Below are 19,581 nucleotides of genomic sequence, written 5' to 3' on the forward strand. Positions count from 1 at the left end.
CGACCACTCATAAAAATTAACAAAATGCCATGACAGTTAAAGTCCTGGCATTTTTGTTTTACCAGTAACATTGCAGTTGGACTATCCATAAACCGCATCCAATGACAAGATTTAATTATGCCTCAGGCGCTCCCTGGGAAGACATTGTTGGGTATAGCCGGGCTGTGAAGGTCGGCAATATAATAGAGGTAACCGGAACGGTTGCCATTAATGAACACAATGAACTGGTGGGAGCAGATGATGCCTATGCGCAAACCAGTTTCATCATTCAAAAGATTGCACGCATTCTCGAGCAGGCCGGAGCCGGGCTTAAGGACGTAGTGCGCACCCGTTTGTATGTAACTGATATCAGTCGCTGGGAAGAATATGGAAGAGCTCATGGAGAGTTTTTCGGAAGCATCAAACCTTGCACCACGATGGTGGAAGTAAGTTCTTTGATCGCCCCCGAATACCTGATTGAAATTGAAGCCACAGCGATACTAGCCTCAAATTAGAACCAATAAACCTCTAGAGAAATGCAAAAGCAGGTTGCCTATTACGAAAACCTGGTAGATTCTTTTCCTGATAACAGTACACTGGAACCGAATTCACCCTACTTTGATATTTTACGATTTGAAGAAATCCCTCTTCGGATGCAGGACAACACGGGAAATCCTTTCCGCTTAAACGCATTTGTAGTTGGGCTTGTTACCAAAGGGAATTTCAAGCTGAGCATTTCCAATGAAGTGTATGAGATTACCGGTAACCAGCTTTATTTCACATCTCCCTGGCATATCCGGCAGTACATGAACATTGATAATTGGAATGGGTATCTGTTATTCTTTACCCCGGATTTTATTTTTCAATACCCGCAGGGAGAATACATTTTCAGAGAGTTTCGTTATTTCCATACGGAGAACGGGATGTTATTCTCTCCTTCACCTGAGCAACTGGCCAAATTGCATGGCCAATTGGAAGCTATGTATGAACTTCTCCGTACCAATCATCCGGAAAGATTCAAGATGCTCTACCATTATCTGAATATCTTTTTGTACGAGTGTAAGGATGCCATGTCTGAGATGACTGTTCCGCGCAGCGGTCCTAAGGATACTACCATCAATAATTTCCTGCAGGCACTCAACACCTATTTTATAGAGCTGAACAAGGGAAAGATGGACAAGCCGCTAACACTGAAATATGTGGCGAATGAATTGCACCTGCACCCCACCTATCTGAGCAACCTGCTGAAACAGCAAACCGGTAAAACGGCTGCCCAGCTGGTTCGGGAACGGCTGATCCTGGAAGCACAGTCTCTTTTGAAAAATACAGATATGACAGTAGCAGAAGTGGCGTATTATCTGCATTTCAAAGACAATTCCAATTTTGCGAAATTTTTCAGGCACCAGGTGGGAATCAGCCCCTCTGACTACCGCGAAAAAGCAAAAATGCCAAATGAATAAAAACTACCACACAAACTCATACTACTACCCTACGCTGTACAGGATGACATAGTATCTTCATTATGCAGTCTGTTAGCAGCGGATTGCAAAACCTCTTCTTCATGCAGGTTTTAGGGTGGTCCTTATAGAGTCCTTAACGGGACTCTATTTTTTTTGTACCCTATCTTTGACGCATGCAGGGCACCACCATATTTACCACCATGAGCGCGTTGGCGCAGGAACATAATGCCATTAATCTGGGCCAGGGTTTTCCGGATTTCCCCATGAGCCCGGTGTTGACTGAAGCAGTCAACCATGCGATGCGGTCGGGGTATAATCAATATGCGCCCATGGCGGGATGGCTGCCCTTACGCGAAGTACTTGCAGAAAAAATTGACTACCTGTATGGGCAGTCGGTTCATCCGGATACTGAAATTACAATTACTCCGGGTGGAACCTATGCTATCTATACCGCATTAACTTCCATACTTAGCCCGGGTGATGAAGTGCTGGTGCTGGAACCTGCTTACGACAGCTATGTTCCCAATATCCTGGCCAATCATGCAAAGCCTGTATTGATTTCACTGAATCAACCTCATTTTTCCATTCCCTGGGAAAAGATTAACGCGGCTGTAAATTCAAAGACGCGGGCCATCATCATCAACACCCCTCATAATCCGAGCGGAACAATCTGGTCTGCAGCAGATATGCAAAAGTTGCAGCAACTGGTAGTTACAAACAAGCTATATGTAATCAGTGATGAAGTGTATGAACACCTGGTGTATGATGGGGAAACACATCAGTCTGTACTACGATATCCCGATTTGTTTCAGCGTAGTTTTGCCTGTTTCTCTTTTGGAAAAACCTTTCACTGCACGGGTTGGAAAATCGGATACTGTGTTGCACCCAAGGAACTCATGCAGGGATTTAGAAAGATCCACCAGTACAATTGTTTCAGTGTACATACACCCTCTCAGGTTGGTATAACCGAGTATTTAAAAGATCGATCCTCCTACCTCGAGCTGGCTTCCTTTCTGCAGGAGAAAAGAGATTATTTCATAGAATTGATGAGATTAACGCGATTTAATTTGCTTCCTTCAAAAGGAAGTTATTTTTGTTGTGCAGGCTATGAGCAGATCAGCGAATTGCCTGATCTTGATTTTGCACTCCACCTCACACGCGAACATGGAGTGGCTACAATACCTGTTTCCGCTTTCTACCAGGATGCACAACCGAGCCCCTATATCCGCTTTTGCTTTGCGAAGAAAAAAGAAACACTGGAAGCGGCGGTGGAGAAGCTGAGGAAGGTGTGAGATGTGAGACGTCAGACGTGAGACGTGAGACGAGAAAAAAGAGACATGAAAAAAGTTGTAGAACTATATAAATTCCTGTTGAGCTATTTGCGGCAGCGGCTCAATCGATTACAGTACATGATGTTTGTAGCTGTAATCACCGGATTGATTGCTGGTCTGGCTGCTGTTCTGCTGAAAACCTTTGTTCATTTTCTGCAGGAGTGGATTAACCGTCCGGTTAAAAACGACTATATATACCTGTTATTCCCGATCATTGGATTGCTGATTGTTGTGCTTCTGAAAAAGCGTTTCTTTCATGGTTATATCGAGAAAGGGGTTGCCATGGTACTCAGAAGTATTGCAGGTAAAAGTTCCTTCATCCCACTTTCGGATACCTACAAACATATGCTCACCAGTGCTTTTACAGTTGGCCTTGGAGGTTCTGCGGGATTGGAAGCACCGATTGTTTCAACTGGTGCTGCCATCGGTTCCAATACAGGCCGCATCCATGGGATGGAATACAGAGAAAGAACCCTGCTGATTGCCTGTGGAGCAGCAGCAGGCATTGCTGCGGTCTTTAATGCACCCATCGCAGGTGTAATTTTTGCGATTGAAATTTTGCTCACGGAAACCATAGTCAGCTATTTCATACCCCTGATGATTGCTGCTGTTACCGGGGCACTCTGTTCCCGCATCATTTTACAGGAATCGATACTTTTCAATTTCAGGTTGCGGGAAGCTTTTGATTACTATAATGTTCCGTTTTATATTTTACTGGGTTTCGCCTCCGGATTTGTTTCTCTCTACTATGCCCGGGTGTTTAAAAGCACAGAGAAAAAAATAGTTGGGATTACCCAGCGCCCTTATCAACGGGCTATTGTTGCTGGTGTTTTTCTGGTGTTGCTCATGGCAGTTTTTCCTCCACTTTTTGGTGAAGGCTATAACACCATCAGTTTGCTGGCGAATGGAAACCCACAGGGCGTGGTGGAAAAGTTCATCGGACGCGAGTATATCAATGAATGGGGACTGCTCCTGTTTGCCGGCGCTATCTTTTTACTCAAACCTGTAGCAGCGGGTATTACGTTGGGAGGTGGGGGTAATGGAGGAAATTTTGCACCCTCACTGTTTGTGGGCGCATACCTTGGCTTCTTTGTATCTCGCCTGGCGAACAATACAAAATGGCTAACACTGCCCGAAGCAAATTTCAGCCTGGTTGGTATGGCGGGTGTGCTGAGTGGTGTGATGTATTGTCCGCTTACCGCCATCTTTCTCATTGCTGAGATCACCAATGGTTATGAACTCTTTATCCCGCTGATGCTGGTATCTGCCATTTCCTTTTTTATTGTAAAACATTTTGAACCTTACTCAATGGAGACCAAACAACTGGCCATGGAGGGGTCCATCTTCACGCACCGCAAAGAAGATAATATTCTCAGCCAGCTCCGGGTAGCTGATTTCAGACTGGAACAATATGCTACCATACGAAATGATCAAAGCCTGGCAGACCTGGTCAACCTGATTAGTAGTGTAAATAAAAATCTGTTTGCAGTAACAGATAAGGACAACCGATTTGTAGGTATAGTAGACTTGAATGATTTGAAAGGGCGCTTGTTTGATCCAAGTGGATTAGCGCAGGCAAAAATCCAGACCTATGTAAAGAAAGCTCCGGCAGTGATCACGCCGGAGGAGCCCATGAAGAAAGTAATGGAAAAAATGGATATTACACAGAGCTGGTACCTTCCTGTAGTGAACAGTGAAAAAGAGTTTATCGGCTTTTTATCCAAGGCGATCATATTTGAGAAGTACAGGGAGGCGTTGGCGAATCAGGCGGATTTGTATACGTGAGATGTGAGACGTGAGACGTGAGAAGAGGGATCCCTAAGGTCGAACATTCTAATAAAAATCTGGCAACATGAATAAGGCGACGAGGTTTGTAAAATGGTTTCTGTGGGATCGGTTTAATCTGCATGGAGATGCGGCGAGCCCAGATGAAAGCATTGAATCCTTTAAACGGAATGTGGATTTCAAGGGGACCAATCTCTGGATCCTCATCTTCGCCATTTTCATTGCCTCCATCGGATTGAATGTCAACTCTACTGCAGTAATCATTGGAGCGATGTTGATATCGCCATTGATGGGGCCCATCATGGGTTTTGGGCTGGGTATCAGCATCAATGATTTTCAACTGGTAAAAAGAGCATTGCGCAATTTAGCAGTAGCGGTCTTTATCAGTATCTGCACTTCAACTCTTTATTTCTGGTTGAGTCCACTTAGTGATGCCCAATCCGAATTACTGGCCAGAACTTCACCCAACCTCTATGATGTACTGATTGCTTTCTTTGGCGGACTGGCTGGAGTTGTGGCAGGTACGCGCAAAGAAAAGAGTAATGTAATTCCAGGAGTTGCCATCGCCACAGCATTGATGCCGCCACTTTGTACAGCGGGATATGGAATAGCATCCGGACAATGGAGCTACTTCCTGGGTGCTTTTTACCTGTTTATTATCAACAGTGTTTTCATCAGTCTGTCGGTTCTCCTGATTGTGCGCTTCCTGAATTTTCCAAGGGTTAGCTATATCAATGACAAAGAAAGAATCCGCGTCCGCAATTATATCTGGATCATTACCCTCTTAACCCTGCTGCCCAGCATCTATTTTGCCTACCGCCAGGTTCAGAAAAACATCTACCAGAAAAATGCACAACGATTTATTGACACGGAAATGCAGTTCAATGAGGCGACCCTGCTTCGACAGAAAATTGATCCCAACCAACGTACACTTGAATTAGTGTATGTGGGCATCATGGTACCGGATAGTTTGATTGAAGTGCGCAAACTGGAGCTTCCAAAATATCAACTGGCTGGTACAGATATCCGCATCCGTCAGATTGGAATTACTGACAGTGCCCGGATTGCACAGTTAAAAGCCAGTATAACAAAGGAAGAACAGGGCACTGAGCTTACCAAGGCCAATGCAGAACGGATCCAGGAACTGGAAAACCAGGTTAAACGTTACCAGGAAACGGAACTGGAACGGAAGAATATGTTTTTAGAGGCGCAGGCCATCCAACCTAAAATCACCAGCCTGGCACTGGAAAACACGATTTTCGAAAGAGCCGGTAACAAAACGGATACCCTGCAACTTATTTACCTGGAGTTTAGGCGGAAGCTATCAGCAACCGAAGCCAAACAACTCAGAACCTGGGTAGAAGCAAGGTTGAAAACCAAGAAGTTCAAGTTGATCACTGAACCGGATCTGCCCTGAGATAACTCTTTTTAATCAATTTATAATTAGACTCCGCCGGTCGCGGCCCCTGTTTCTGCCTAATTTTACAGGTGAACAAGTTCCGCAAGGATTATGCATGACATCAGTATTCTATTGGTTGAAGATGAAAAGAAAATAGCCGAGACCCTGAAAAAAGGCCTCGAGGAACAACAATATGAGGTTGAAATCGCCGCAGATGGAGATACCGGGAGGCTGTTTTTCGATAATAAAACCTACGACCTGGTCATCCTGGATGTTAATCTTCCCGGCATGAATGGATACGAATTGCTGCAACATATAAGGGGTGTCAACCAGCAGGTGCCCGTCCTGATGTTAACCGCGCTCAGCAGTACAGAAGATAAGATTGAAGGATTCAATACCGGAGCGGATGATTATCTCGTAAAGCCCTTTGATTTTGCAGAACTGGTGGTCCGCATCCGGGCATTGATCAAGCGGGCGCAACAGGCAGCTCCTGTTGGTAAAAGTCTGCGGGTAAACGACCTGGTGATCAATCTCGACAGTAAAGAAGTTTCGCGGGCCGGAAAGCCCATCCAGCTAACTGCCAAGGAATTCCAGTTGCTGGAATACATGATCCGGAATAAGAACCGGGTGGTATCCAGGGCAGATATCGCACTCAATGTGTGGGATATTGATTTTGATACCGGCACCAATGTTATAGATGTTTATGTAAATTTCCTTCGTAAAAAGATTGACCGCGACTATGAACAGAAACTCATTCACACCCAGGTGGGTATGGGCTATGTGTTAAAAGAAAATTCCTGATTTGACCATTCGCACCAAAATAACCCTGCTGTTTTCGATCCTGGTAACAGTATTGTTATTGGCAACCTCCTTTTCTGTTTATTATTTTTCGGCATTAGAGCGTTCCTCTGTTTTCAAACAACGTTTATCCGGAAGAGCACACAATGCATCTCAACTGTTTTCTATTTTAGGTGATACCAGCCAGGCACTCCTGAAAAAAATTGATGCGAGTAATGCACGGTTTTTTTCCCGCAAATCCATCCGGATCTTTTCAGTTGATAAAAAACCGCTCTATGTATTTAATACAAATCCGGAGGATGAATTTATTGTCGGCAACGATATAATAAATACAATCATCACAAAAAACGAATTCTCCTTCAAAATTGGTGACCGGGATGCATTTGGTCAATATGTAAAATCAGTGAGGCAACCTATAATAATCATTGTAACTGCTTATGATGCGGACGGACATAAGTGGTTATCTGATTTGAAAAAAATTCTGGCACTTACGATGGTGGCGGGTATACTTTTCAGCATTCTGATCGGATCTGTTTTCTCCAAGCAACTTGTCAAACCCATTTCCAATATCATTGAAGAAGTAGATAATATTTCTACCCATAATCTCTCTCAACGCATTGATGCCGGAAGCGGACAGGATGAGCTCTTTCAACTTGCGCGCACCTTTAATGAATTGCTGGATCGCATGCAGGAATCCTTCACGATTCAGCGGAGATTTATTTCAAATGCGTCTCATGAATTATCAACACCGCTTACTTCTATCTCCTCGCAATTAGAAGTGGCACTGCAAAAGCCGAGGTCGGATGAAGAATACAGGAAAGTGATGTTATCTATTCAGGAAGATGTGCAGCAAATGCGCCACCTCACAAAAAGTTTGCTGGAGATTGCCAAAACAGGACATAAAGGAAGTATCGAGTTAGATGAAATCCGCCTGGATGAAGTAGTACTGAAAGTGACAGGCGCGGTACAGAAACTTTCATCCACCTACCAGGTACAATTGAACTTTGAAGAATTCCCGGATGATGAGAGTAAATGTATGGTCTTCGGTAATGCAGATCTGTTGTTCAGTGCATTGAAAAACATTGTTGAAAACGGATGTAAATATTCTCCCGACCATACCAGCCATGTGCAACTGAAATTTACCGATAAAGAATTAATAACTGAAATATCCAACCAGGGTGATATCATTGCGCAGGAAGAAATTGAACATATTTTTCTTCCCTTTTATCGCTCTCCGCACAATGCCCATCAGAAAGGATTCGGACTCGGGCTGGCGCTTGCAAAGCGTATTATCAGCCTGCACAAGGGGCAACTAGAGGTAAACAGCAATGAAAAAGAGGGTACGATTTTCCGGGTAATCCTGCCCGCAGCAGCTCAGTTCCGCTGAGAAAATGCCTTTTAATATCCTTTTAATCTGTGTTTAATCGGGTCTTAATACCCACTGTCCATATTTGAAGACTAGAATTGTGTGAATATGGTAACAGTTATTATCCCTGCTTTAAACGAAGCACAAACAATCGGCCAGGTAGTAGCCTATTGTCTCTCCCAGCCGGTTGTGTCACAGGTGATCGTGGTAGACGATCAGTCTGTGGATGATACGGTTGCCATTGCGAGAGAGGCTGGTGCAGAGATCATTATCAGTGCAAGCCGCGGAAAAGGAATCTCCATGAAAGAAGGCATCCAGGCGGCCCGAAATGAAAGCCTGATTTTTCTCGACGGAGATATTGAGTATCCGGAAGACACCATCGCGCTGCTTGCGAAACCTTTACTTGAAAATGAAGCTGATTTTGTAAAAGCTACTTTTTCAAGAAACGCAGGAAGGGTAACAGAGCTGGTTGCCAAACCTTTGCTGAGTATTTTTTATCCGGGACTGGCGCATTTCAGTCAGCCACTCAGTGGGATGATCGCCGGGCGTAAACAATTCTTTTCGAGAATTGAGTTTTTCCAGGATTATGGTGTTGATATAGGTATCCTGATTGATATGTTCCTGATGAGGGCCCGGATCAGTGAAGTGGCCATCGGGCATATTGAGAATAAAAGCAAACCCTGGCATGCCCTTGGTAAAATGAGCCGGGAAGTGACCCGGGCGATCATCATGAAAGCCATGCGCCAGAAGAATGAACTCGTGAATCTGAATGAGCTGGAACTGGTTAACCTTATTTCATCTGAAATGAAATCCGTAATGGAGGACCAGGTGAATCAGATGAAAAAAATGGTGGTTTTTGATATGGATCATACCATTTTCAAAGGAAGTTTTATTGAAACCTGTGCAGATAAATACGGGTTCAGAAAAGAATATGATCAGATCCGCCTGCATGAAAAAGATGCTTCCGCTTTTACCAAGCGGGTATCCTTGCTGTTGAAAGGTATCAGCATGGATGATTTATTGCATACAGCTGCAGAAATTCCCATGATTGATGATATCCAGTCGGTAGTAGCCATGCTGAAACAAAGAGGTTACCTGGTGGGTATTGTAAGTGAAAGTTATCACCTGATTACGGAGTATGTAAAAAACAAGATTGGTGCAGATTTTCATCTCTCCAATCAACTGGAATATTTTGAAGGGAAAGCTACCGGCGAAGTTCGGATTCCTTCTTATTTCTATCACAACGAAGAAAGCAGTTGCTCGCATCCCATTTGCAAAACCAATGCGCTTAGACATCTTTCCAGCCGCTATGATATTCCCCTGGATAATTCCGTGGTAGTTGCGGATGGAGAAAATGATCTCTGCATCATTGAACAGGCGGGTGTGGGTATCGCTTTCTGCACTACGAATGAATTGGTACGCTTTGTGGCAGATGGAGAGATCACTGAGCCTGCCTTCTCTAAAGTGCTGCAATTTGCCAACTAAGAAGACCATGGAAAAATTATTAAAACAGATACTGGTAGTAGTCGACTTTTCAGAAAAAAGTCGCCAGGTGTTGGATAGCATCCTGCCTATGGCGAATGAGCTGAAATGCGATATTCACCTGTTGTATATTGTACAACCATCTGTTTTACCATTTACCATTAATGCTAGTCAGATCATAGCAGTGAAAGCTGATCAAACAGCACTAGCTACGAGTCGCATGATGGCCATGCAGGGTGAGTATATTCCACAAATGGAGAAAGGCCGGTTTATTTATAGCCATGTGATGGAAGGCAGCATTGAGCGCAGCATCCGCAATTTCACCATGCGACATGAGATTGATCTGGTAATTATAACACACCGGCGTCGTTTCGCGTGGAGTAAGTATTTAAGCAGGATCAATATCAACCGGCTGGCAAGAAAAACGCAGTGCCCCGTTTTAAACATTCCGGAATCAGCGCATATTCATCAAATCAGAAATATTGTATTGCCGGTAACCAATGTGCTGCCACTGCGAAAGATCATGTTCGCCAGTTACCTGGCACAATATCATGATGCGCGGATTCACCTGGTGGCGTTGAAAGAGGATGCCGAAGGGGAAACAGAAAAGGATAATTCCTATCTCTATAAATCGTATCAGCTGTTGAGAGATAATACAGATCTGGCAATTGAATGTCATCCTGTGATGGGTGAAAATATTGCAGATACCACACTGCAATACGCTGAAAAAGTGAATGCCGATCTGATCGTGGTACAACCTGGTAAGGAAGCTGAATTGCCGGGTGTTTTAAACAATATTTTTTCACGCTTTTTATTCTCGGCCTCCCGGATTCCCGTGATGGCTGTATAAAATACAAAACAAAGTAACAATGAGAACTATTCTGATCGCTGGATTGACGGTTATGGCCTGCTCTGCCATGGGTCAGTCGATTGAAGAGGCAAAACAACATCTGTATCATGATCGGCTGCAAAGTGCAGAACAGGTTTTACAACAGGTATTAACGCAAGAGAAAGAAGCCTATTACTGGCTCACTGAAGTGTACCTGGAAGACAATAAAGTTGATAAAGCAAAATCCCTGCTGAATTCAAGCTCGGATATATTAAGTGCGCATCCGTTGAATAAGGTTGCTTATGGAAATGTGTTATTGGCTGAAAACAAACCAGCCGAAGCCAAAGCACAGTTTGACCAGGCGCTGAAAGATGCCAATCGCAAAACTGAAGTAGATGTGATCAAAGCTATTGCCCGCGCACAGGTAGAGAATAAAGCGGGTGATGCCAATATGGCCCTTAACCTGATCAGCCAGATCAAGGAAAAGGCACTGGATGCAGAAGCCATTACACTTCGTGGAGATGCTTATCGCAAACTGAACCAGGGTAGTGAAGCTGCCAAAGCTTATATGGAAGCGCTGTTGAAGGATGAAAAATATGCACAGGCTGCGTATAACCTGGGAAAAATTTACATGACCCAGCAGAACAGCGATATGTTCCTGAAATATTTCAATCAGGCCATTGAAGCGGATCCAAAATTTGCGGCTGCTTACTATGAGCTGTACTATTATTACTACTTCCGTGATGTAAACAAGGCTAAGGAATACCTGGATCTCTACATTGCGAATACGGATCCCAGCATGGAGCATCAGTATATGAAAATGGATCTGATGTATGCTTCTGCAAAATATGATGAGGCAATTTCAGGAGCGAATGCCATCCTCGAAAAGGAAGGTGAACAGGCCAAACCCCGTCTGTATAAATTGCTGGCTTACAGCTACGATGCCAAAGGTGATTCAACCAAAGCATTTGAATTGCTGAATACCTATTTCGCCCGCGAAGTTGACAGCAACCTGGTAGCAAAAGACTTTGATCTGCAGGCTAAATTGTACAAGAAAATGGATCAGGATTCTTTGGCTGCCATCGCCTGGGAAAAAGCAGTTGCCATGGATACAGTTGAAAATTACAAACTGGAATACATGCAGCAAATGGCCCAGATGTTTAAAGAAAATGGAGATCGCAGCAAGGAAGCAAAATGGCTGGGGAAAATTTTCGAAACGAAAAAAGACCCCAACAACCTGGATCTCTACAACTGGGGATTGGCACACTATGCAGCATCTGAATTCAGCCAGGCTGATTCTGTGTTTGGCAAATACACAGAGAAATATCCCGACCAGGTATATGGTTACTACTGGAAAGCAAAGAGCCTGGCCCAGATTGATACCACTATGGAGCTTGGCTTAGCAGTGAATGATTACAAAAAAGTGGCAGAAATCGCAGCAGCTGATAAGGAAAAGAATAAGAGTCTGCTCATCCAGGCTTATGGTTACCTGGGTGCCTATGAAGCAAATGTTTCCAAGGATTACCAGGCTGCTTTAGGCTGGTTCGAGAAAATTCTCGAAGTACAACCTGATAACAGCGATGCGCAAAAGTTCGCAGACATCCTTAAGAAATGGATTGAAGAAGGTAAAGGACAAACAAAAACTGAATAATTAGTATAACTGTTTTCTCAAACCGCAAGGTTGGTTTTTTGGGTGTGGCCCCTCTTTTCAAAGAGGGGCATTTTTTATACCAGGATACCAAGCAGCAGGCAGGCTACTACCAGCACAGGAGATGGTAGCCTTGAATAATGCAATGCCAGCCAGGTGCCAACAATAACGGCCAGGTTCATCCAGCCATGATCAGCCCATTCCGGCATGGGAATATCTTTCAACATGTAAAGTGTAGAAGCGATCAGGAACCCTACCACCGATGCATTGATACCTTCCAGTGCGCGGAATACAATGGCGTATTTTTTCAGGTTGTTCCAGATAGGAAAGAAAAACAGTACCAGTAACAAACTGGGTAAGAAAATAGCAACTGTACCAATTATACAACCCAGGATCTGCCAGCCTGTACCCCGATCGCTCATGGCAATTCCTCCCATGAAACTTGAAATGCTGAATACGGGTCCAGGCATGGCACGAACAATACCTGCACCGGTATAAAAATCATCTCTTGTAATGCGCACTACATTGGGATTTCGCTGCATCACTTTTTCCGACTCCGGGCGAACCACAAACTGTTCGTACATCATGGCCACCAATACCTGTCCGCCTCCAAATACAATGCTCCCAAATCGATAGGTGTTTTCAAACAGGTTGATGGGCCGACGATTCTGCCAATCGTTTTTACGCGCCGTTTCAGAAAGCAATCCCGCTATGAGGAATATCAGTGCAAACAACCAGATATTGGCCCAGTTGATTTTCTTTCGGTTTTCCTCTGCCTGGGGATAACGGCGATCGCTGAGATTGGTAACAAATCCACCCACCACAATCAGCAGGGGAATCATCCAGGGTATTTTGAAAAAAGCAAAACTCAGGGTGGCGCTGGCTAATACAATGACCCTGGTGATCGTGTTGTGAATAGCCAGCCTGAACGCTACCGTAGATGCATACGCGAGAAAGCCGATGGTCATGGGTGCCACGTACTTGAATACATCGTGCTGCAGTTCCTTGTTATGGAAATAGCGCAGGAGAAAGGAGAGTGCCCCCATTAGTAAACTGGCTGGCAGGATCCAGACCAATAAAGTCAGAATTGCCAGAGAAATGCCACCACGTTTATAACCTACCAGTGTCAATACCTGTGTGGAGGATGCGCCTGGAAGCATCTGGCAGAACGCATTGTAGTCCAGTAATTCTTCATGCGAGATGTCCTTCCGGTCATGCACAAAGGTTTTCAGCATCATCCCGAAATGGCCCTGCGGTCCGCCAAAAGCCGTAAGGCTGTGCAGTAAAACCGCTTTTAGAAAAGGAATATGCCTAACCAGTGCCATTCAGTTAATTGATTTTATCGGCCACAGATTTTTTGATAAGGACAATATTCGCATTTTTCCCGACGCTCTGTTTGATCAAATGGCTGATCCCTGGTAAAAATTTCACTTAATACCGAATGGAGGGAATCCATGAGTTCAGGACCTATCTCTTTAATCCGATAATCATCCAGTTTTGTTTTGGAAGCATTCTCTGAAAGCCGCCAGTCGAACTCAGGTCCTTCGCTACGCATCTGGCGAACATTATAGAGGCCAGCCTGTACGCGGGCGGCACCAATATGTGACTGCATCCAGGCAGGGGCAGTTCCTGATTTTGGCTGTTGTTCCAGCTGCTTTCCCAGTAATTCCGCATACAACAGGGTTTGCAAAGCTGCCTTGTTTCGGTCTGTCCGGTCCCGGGTAAACAAATCTTGCACAGAGCGAAATTCTTTTTTATCACTTCCGGTTTTATAATCAATGATCCGGTATATACCATCCTTTTTGTCAAGCCGGTCAATAAATCCACCCAATCGAATGGTAATGAGTCTGCCTTCCACTTCGAGTTGAACCGGATGAGCAATTTTCCATTCCTGGTCCACCATCTCAAAAGGAGCCCAGCGTTTATCCTGTTTTAATACCTCTTCAATATAAATCTTCACCACTTCTTCAACGATGCGAAGGGTACCAGTATAATCTATCACATGCGTGCGGTCCTTTGCCAGTTCCAGTCCCAATGCTTCCTTGAGATACCTGTCAATCTGGCCATTGAGCCATTCAAAATCTCCGGGCTCCACCCATTTATTTCCTTTTTTTTCTTCCAGTCCTTTGTAAAGAAACTCCATGGCGCGATGCAGAAAATTACCAAGTACACGTGGCGAAATTTCCTCTTCTCTTTCCTCTGGTTCGCGAATGCCCTGCAGGTTTTGAAAGTAAAAGCGCAGGCGGCAATCGATGTAGGTGTTCAGTGCAGACGGACTTAAAATCACTTCTTCTCCCGTATACTTATTCAAGGTGCGCATGACCGCATCATCTTTTTCAATTACGATGGGATCTTTTGCTTTGGGGTTTATATCCATCCTGACCGATTTCCGAATGATCGGGATACCGGTTTCATATTCAATCTGTGTCAGAAAACGGCTCTGCTCCGCCATGCCTCTTTCATCCACCGCTGTATTGTACAGGCAGGAAACCGATTGACTTCTTTGAAGGAGGCGATAAAATACATAGGCAAAAATCGCATCCTGGTTTTCAAGCACACTTAATCCATAGGCTCTTCGAATGCTATCAGGAATCAGGGTAGGAGCAACTGCTTTCTTTGGAAGGATGCCTTCATTTACATTCAGCAGGATGATGTGTTTGAAATCGAGCGCGCGACTCTCCAATAGACCCATTATCTGTAAACCGCGGAGTGGTTCACCTTCCAGCGGTACGGATTGGGAGCGCATTACCTGTAGTATCAGCTCAGAAATAAAGGAAAGGCTTAGCTCTTCTTTTCTTTCGGTGAGTAAATCTTCCAGCCGGTTTAATTGTGCATGTGCTGCATGAATCAATTGTGATTGCAGGTCGGTGGCTTCACCCTCCACAACACTTGCCAGGTGATCTTCCAGTATATTCCGGATCAGGGAAATAATTTCTATCGGGTGCTGTATGAGCGTCAGGCATTTTTTTAAGCGGGGTTCTTCTAGTTTTTCCCAGGTTGTTGAAGGAATGCTGACAAGGGCTTTTTGTAAAACAGTTTGAGCAATTTCAGCGGCTTCCGGAAGCTGGTACAGATAGGGGTGTTGTACCAACTGCAAAAGCGGTTGATAATAAACTGAACGCCCTTTGTTTTGCCAGAGTGATTCCTGTATCCGGATGATGGTTTGCATCAGAGAATACAGGGGCGATTGCACCAGGCCATAACCCATGGTTATATTTACTTTGTCTGTCCAGTCGGGAAGCGCGTGTAAAACCGGTAATAGCTGGTTTTCATCTGCCAGTAAAATCGCGGTTTGTTCGGGCTCTTCCTTTATACCGGGAATATGCTCCAGCAATGCAGGAAGCATTCTAACCTGCGCGGCATTTCCTTCTGCGGCTATCAATTGAATGGAACGATCAGTTCTTCGTATGTTGTTACCTGTTGGTAACTGGTTGTTGAAAAGGGATAGATTCCTTCTTAAGAACCGACCGGCTTCCTGGAGTTCATCCTCTATATAATGTGTATCGGTATCAAAGTAAAACAAGGCGAGGCCCTGCTCTTCCCATTTTTTTAATACCTGCAACTCGGATCGGTTCAATGCATTATAGCCAACAAATACGAGGTGCTTCCATCTGGTTGGAAAATCTTTTCGGTCGTATGCTTCAGTAACAAGGCTCCGGTAGATCATACCGGTTGTGATCAATCCTCTTTGCTCCAGTTCGTTTCGGAATAATTCAAATATAGCGGGCAGGTGTTTCCACAATTGGAGAAAACGTTCCTTTTGTTTACTCAGGCGTTCAACTGAAAAGTTTTTCCAGAAACGTTGCAGATAATCCAGCTGCTCTTCTGATAAGTAATCGAGTCCCTGGTCAATGGCTGCCAGCTCTGCCAGGTTGCTGTAGATATCTTTTATGGATACCGCATTTGATTCGAGTTCGGTAAAATCATTCAGTAAGATTTCACCCAATGGATAAAAGCGTTCATAGCTAACCGGTAGTAACTGCTGATCAGACCAAACCTTGGAATATGCTTCATACAATAAAAAGGAACAAAGCAGCCGGTCTGCCGGTAAGCGGTTGGTAGATTCCTGGATAAATTCATGAATGGTGAATAAATCCGGGCTCCAGATAGGGCGGTCTACCAATTGGCCGAGCTCTTTTCTGAAATAAATAGCCGGACGTTTATTCGGAAAGATGATTGCACAATCTGCAATATTATTTCCAAATTTTTCATATAAATGGGTTGCAACTGTTTTTAGAAAACTCATACTGATTCATTAACCATTAACCGAATAATTTTCCCTGTTGATGGGGCAGGGCATGAAGTGGTACCAGGGAATTGTTATAACCATAATAAACAAAAGCCTGTACAGCAGGAAAGCCCATCTGTTCCAGCAACTCCCGGTATTCTTTTAACTGCCTGGCATGTGAGGGACTGGATTCCTGTGTGAATTTAAAATCGAGCAGAATCGTTTCCTGTTCTCCTGACAGGATTTTATCGGGTCTTCTCACAGCACCTCCGGGCAAGAGGATGGATTTTTCATTCAGTACTGTATACGTTCCGCTTAACCATTTTCCCAGTTGATCCTGTTCAAATACTTCCATTACATAGGCTTTCACCTGTTCGAGTTGTGCTGAATTGATACTGCCTTCCATCTGCATTCGCTGCAGGCAGGGAGCCAATTCTTTTGCTGCTGAAATTCTGGACAATACCAGGTGCGCCAGTTGTCCGATTTTCTGTTGCTCTGTAGGATGCAATTTCAACAGCTGTTCTTCCCTGGCAGGTTCTCTCAATACGCTAAGCTGCCTGAGGGAGCCTGGGGTCTTTGGAAGCACCAGGTCCTTTTCCATTGCTGGCGCTGTATCATCCCGTACAAGATCACCTTCAATAATAAATGGGTTTGTGTGATTGATTCCTTCGTAGATCAGGTCAGCAATAGTATTCATTGTTTTATCTGCCTTCGAAGAGGGCTGTGGAGCCAGCATATAAATACCCAGTCTTGCGCGAGTCAGTGCTACATAGAGCAGGTTGAGTGCATCCATCCTGCTCATCAGCATTTCTTCAAAATACTCATAGGCAAAAGCTGTTTCCGCTAAGGAGGATTGAATGTCTACAGGCAATACATCCAGTTCTGATGCATCGTCTTTCCAATCGCACCATAATAAACCCTTATCCGATTTCAATTTCCAATCGGTATAAGGCAACAACACTACATCAAAAGCAAGTCCCTTTGATTTATGAATGGTCAGTATCTGTATGGCGTTGGAAGCGGATGAAAGCGGTAAGGCTCTTTTTTCTCCATCTTCTTTCCACCAGAGTATGAAATCACGTATCGAGGGTTTGCCTTTGGTACTGAAGTTATTTACCAGATCGCGGAAGGAAAGGATATAGGGCTGTTCATTTTCCCATGCATCCAGTTCAAAAATCGCGATCAGGAGTTCTGTTGCTTCGTATAATGATGATTGTGAAATCCGGTTTTTTTCCTCAATAAATGCTGCAGGCAATAAGGAGAGCTGGTGATTGATATCTCTTCGATACAATGATTTTTCATTTATAGATATTTGCTGGCGTAGTGCATTAGCCTGCACCAGCTCCACTCTTGCGATATCATCTTTTTCATTCAGGAGATAGCGGAATGCAGCCAGTAACAATTGTATAGCAGGGGAGGCGCTGATCAGCAGCGCGTCAGATGACACCAGTTTATAATCGTGGACATTGCCTGATTTTTGTTTGTGTTCCAGTAGTACGTTGATGATTCTGCGTGCATCCGCATTGTTGCGGGTAAGAATGGCCAGTTGCTCCGGCTTCAGCTTTTTCTCTAGCAGCAGTTCATCAATCAATTCACAGAGTCGGTTTTCCGCTGCAGGTTTCCAGGAGGTAGGTGCCTGTGAATTTTCTTTTTCAAAAAATTGTATTTCCACTTTGCCACCAGATTGGCAGTTTGCCGGCTTTTCCTGCAGCACATCTTTATATGCTTCTTCGATGATCGTGAAATAGGAATTGCCGTGCAGGCGTTCCTGGATGGAGGAATCCTGAACCTGGCTCATTTCATTTGAGAAGTCTTGCTGAAGTAAAGCAGGAATGCGGCTGAATAAAGCATTATTAAAATTAATAATAGAAGCACGACTCCTATAGTTTTCCTGCAGACTGGCTTCCTGCACCAGCTGATAACCGATATCCTGTTTCACCTGTGATTGAAGCAATCGCCAGTCGCCATTTCTCCAACGATAAATGGATTGTTTCACATCACCTACCACCAGGTTATAGGCACCAACAGCAACGGACTGTTCCAATAAGGGTTTGAAATTATCCCATTGAAAGCGGCTGGTATCCTGGAATTCATCAAGCAGAAAATGCTGATAGCGGTTTCCGATTTTTTCATATATAAAAGGAACCTCATTATCTTTTACCAGTTCTCTTAATAGTTGCTGGGTATCGGATATCAGGAGCACATTATTATCGCGGCGGTAATCACCCAGCTGATCCGCGAGTATGCGCAATAAGCTGAGGTTATTCAGTTTGCGAAGAATGGCTTTGGCTGTCTGATAGGAGAAGGCTTGCCCTTCGTAATAATCAAGCGCCTGAGCCAGGCAGGTGTTAAGGGCAGGGTAGATGTTGGCAACTGCTTCTTTTATTTCCGGAGCTGCTTTTGCCGTGGTCCATTTGTCGAGGTTGTCACGAGCATCCTGCACAGTAACGGTGGCTTTGTACTCTTTCTTTTGAATTTTAGTGAAGTAGGTAATGAAACCCTTATTACCTCTGGAAAAGAAAGAAGTATCGATCCCTGCATTTTGTATGATGTCGTTTCCCTGCTGGCCGAAAATCCGCATGGATTCCTCTACTTTTTTCACAACATCCTGCATGGATTTTCTAAGCGTATCGAAAGCAGCAGTCGGGTTATCCAGGTTACGCATATTCTCTTCAAAGCGATAAAAACGTTCCTGGAAAATTTCACTGGCTAGGGATAACAGTTCAGATCTGAAATCCCAGTTTTGTCCGGCATCAATTCTATCAATGGCGATGGATCGTATCCAGTCTAATAATTCCTGGCTGGATTCCAACATTTCAAAAAGGCGATCTGCCAATTCTTCTTTTACTATATCCTGGTTTAATTGTAATTCAAAACCTGCATCCAGGCCAATTTCAAAAGCAAAGGAGCGGATAACCTGTTGAACAAAACTATCAATAGTAGAAACAGAGAATTTCGCATAGTCGTGCAGGATGGTTCTGTAAATACGATCGGCGGCAACCTGTAAAGCAGTAGTATCCTGTAATTCCGGAAATCTTTCCTGGATAATGCGGCTATAGGGAGTTGAAGTTCCGGTGGCGATTTTTTTTAACTCTCCCAATATCCTTTCCTTCATTTCTTCCGTAGCCTTATTCGTAAATGTAACAGCCAGGATCTCCCGGTATTTATACGGATTCTCAAATAAGAGGCATAGGTATTCAGAGGCGAGTAAAAATGTTTTTCCGGATCCTGCGGAAGCTCTGTAAATATGGAGAGGGGCGCTGTTTAACATGAAGC

At 44.2% G+C, this 19,581-nt stretch carries 13 protein-coding genes; 10 read left to right on the forward strand and 3 right to left on the reverse strand.

Annotation, left to right across the window (positions count from 1 at the left end):
* Positions 1-101: 101 nt before the first annotated feature.
* From MD536_RS11140 to MD536_RS11185, 10 genes are all read left to right on the forward strand, one after another.
* Entirely contained in the window at positions 102-494 is a 393-nt protein-coding gene (locus tag MD536_RS11140; protein WP_239599059.1) for a RidA family protein, read from the forward strand.
* Between the two features lie 21 nt (positions 495-515).
* On the forward strand, positions 516-1,439 hold the full coding sequence (locus MD536_RS11145; RefSeq protein ID WP_239599061.1) for a helix-turn-helix domain-containing protein: 924 nt from the start codon (positions 516-518) through the stop codon (positions 1,437-1,439).
* 173 nt (positions 1,440-1,612) lie between these two features.
* Positions 1,613-2,731 carry a methionine aminotransferase gene (locus tag MD536_RS11150; RefSeq protein WP_239599062.1) on the forward strand — a complete coding sequence of 373 codons (1,119 nt, stop codon included), beginning with the start codon at positions 1,613-1,615 and terminating at the stop codon, positions 2,729-2,731.
* Between the two features lie 45 nt (positions 2,732-2,776).
* Positions 2,777-4,555: a chloride channel protein gene (locus MD536_RS11155; RefSeq protein ID WP_239599064.1), complete on the forward strand. Its 1,779-nt coding sequence runs from the start codon at positions 2,777-2,779 to the stop codon at positions 4,553-4,555.
* Positions 4,556-4,622: 67 nt separating this feature from the next.
* Positions 4,623-5,972, forward strand: coding sequence for a TIGR00341 family protein (locus tag MD536_RS11160; RefSeq protein ID WP_239599065.1), 1,350 nt, complete (start codon positions 4,623-4,625; stop codon positions 5,970-5,972).
* Positions 5,973-6,065: 93 nt separating this feature from the next.
* Positions 6,066-6,755, forward strand: a complete 690-nt coding sequence (locus MD536_RS11165) for a response regulator transcription factor (protein ID WP_239599073.1) — start codon at positions 6,066-6,068, stop codon at positions 6,753-6,755.
* Position 6,756: 1 nt separating this feature from the next.
* A complete protein-coding gene (locus tag MD536_RS11170) occupies positions 6,757-8,139 on the forward strand; it encodes a HAMP domain-containing sensor histidine kinase (protein WP_239599074.1) in 1,383 nt (460 codons plus the stop codon).
* An 87-nt stretch (positions 8,140-8,226) separates the two neighbouring features.
* The gene (locus MD536_RS11175; protein WP_239599076.1) at positions 8,227-9,603 is read left to right on the forward strand and encodes an HAD-IB family phosphatase; all 1,377 of its coding nucleotides are present in this window, start codon (positions 8,227-8,229) and stop codon (positions 9,601-9,603) included.
* 7 nt (positions 9,604-9,610) lie between these two features.
* Positions 9,611-10,450: a universal stress protein gene (locus MD536_RS11180; protein ID WP_239599078.1), complete on the forward strand. Its 840-nt coding sequence runs from the start codon at positions 9,611-9,613 to the stop codon at positions 10,448-10,450.
* Positions 10,451-10,469: 19 nt separating this feature from the next.
* A complete protein-coding gene (locus tag MD536_RS11185) occupies positions 10,470-12,080 on the forward strand; it encodes a tetratricopeptide repeat protein (protein ID WP_239599081.1) in 1,611 nt (536 codons plus the stop codon).
* 74 nt (positions 12,081-12,154) lie between these two features.
* Here MD536_RS11185 and chrA read toward each other — a convergent pair whose 3' ends face one another.
* From chrA to MD536_RS11200, 3 genes are read right to left on the reverse strand one after another with little or no spacing between them, the layout of a single operon-like run.
* Entirely contained in the window at positions 12,155-13,402 is a 1,248-nt protein-coding gene (gene chrA / locus MD536_RS11190; protein ID WP_239599083.1) for a chromate efflux transporter, read from the reverse strand.
* Between the two features lie 14 nt (positions 13,403-13,416).
* Positions 13,417-16,323 carry a PD-(D/E)XK nuclease family protein gene (locus MD536_RS11195; RefSeq protein WP_239599085.1) on the reverse strand — a complete coding sequence of 969 codons (2,907 nt, stop codon included), beginning with the start codon at positions 16,321-16,323 and terminating at the stop codon, positions 13,417-13,419.
* Positions 16,324-16,339: 16 nt separating this feature from the next.
* Positions 16,340-19,576, reverse strand: a complete 3,237-nt coding sequence (locus MD536_RS11200; RefSeq protein WP_239599087.1) for a UvrD-helicase domain-containing protein — start codon at positions 19,574-19,576, stop codon at positions 16,340-16,342.
* Between the last annotated feature and the right edge of the window lie 5 nt (positions 19,577-19,581).

Source organism: Flavihumibacter cheonanensis (assembly GCF_022352215.1).
GTDB lineage: Bacteria > Bacteroidota > Bacteroidia > Chitinophagales > Chitinophagaceae > Flavihumibacter > Flavihumibacter cheonanensis.

What these genes read in the sequence shown, in the direction of transcription:
- chrA (WP_239599083.1), bottom strand. Translation starts at nt 13,402, where the DNA reads ATGGCACTGGTTAGGCATATTCCTTTTCTAAAAGCGGTTTTACTGCAC.
- MD536_RS11180 (WP_239599078.1), top strand. Translation starts at nt 9,611, where the DNA reads ATGGAAAAATTATTAAAACAGATACTGGTAGTAGTCGACTTTTCAGAA.
- MD536_RS11185 (WP_239599081.1), top strand. Translation starts at nt 10,470, where the DNA reads ATGAGAACTATTCTGATCGCTGGATTGACGGTTATGGCCTGCTCTGCC.
- MD536_RS11150 (WP_239599062.1), top strand. Translation starts at nt 1,613, where the DNA reads ATGCAGGGCACCACCATATTTACCACCATGAGCGCGTTGGCGCAGGAA.
- MD536_RS11175 (WP_239599076.1), top strand. Translation starts at nt 8,227, where the DNA reads ATGGTAACAGTTATTATCCCTGCTTTAAACGAAGCACAAACAATCGGC.
- MD536_RS11160 (WP_239599065.1), top strand. Translation starts at nt 4,623, where the DNA reads ATGAATAAGGCGACGAGGTTTGTAAAATGGTTTCTGTGGGATCGGTTT.
- MD536_RS11195 (WP_239599085.1), bottom strand. Translation starts at nt 16,323, where the DNA reads ATGAGTTTTCTAAAAACAGTTGCAACCCATTTATATGAAAAATTTGGA.
- MD536_RS11165 (WP_239599073.1), top strand. Translation starts at nt 6,066, where the DNA reads ATGCATGACATCAGTATTCTATTGGTTGAAGATGAAAAGAAAATAGCC.
- MD536_RS11145 (WP_239599061.1), top strand. Translation starts at nt 516, where the DNA reads ATGCAAAAGCAGGTTGCCTATTACGAAAACCTGGTAGATTCTTTTCCT.
- MD536_RS11200 (WP_239599087.1), bottom strand. Translation starts at nt 19,576, where the DNA reads ATGTTAAACAGCGCCCCTCTCCATATTTACAGAGCTTCCGCAGGATCC.
- MD536_RS11155 (WP_239599064.1), top strand. Translation starts at nt 2,777, where the DNA reads ATGAAAAAAGTTGTAGAACTATATAAATTCCTGTTGAGCTATTTGCGG.
- MD536_RS11140 (WP_239599059.1), top strand. Translation starts at nt 102, where the DNA reads ATGACAAGATTTAATTATGCCTCAGGCGCTCCCTGGGAAGACATTGTT.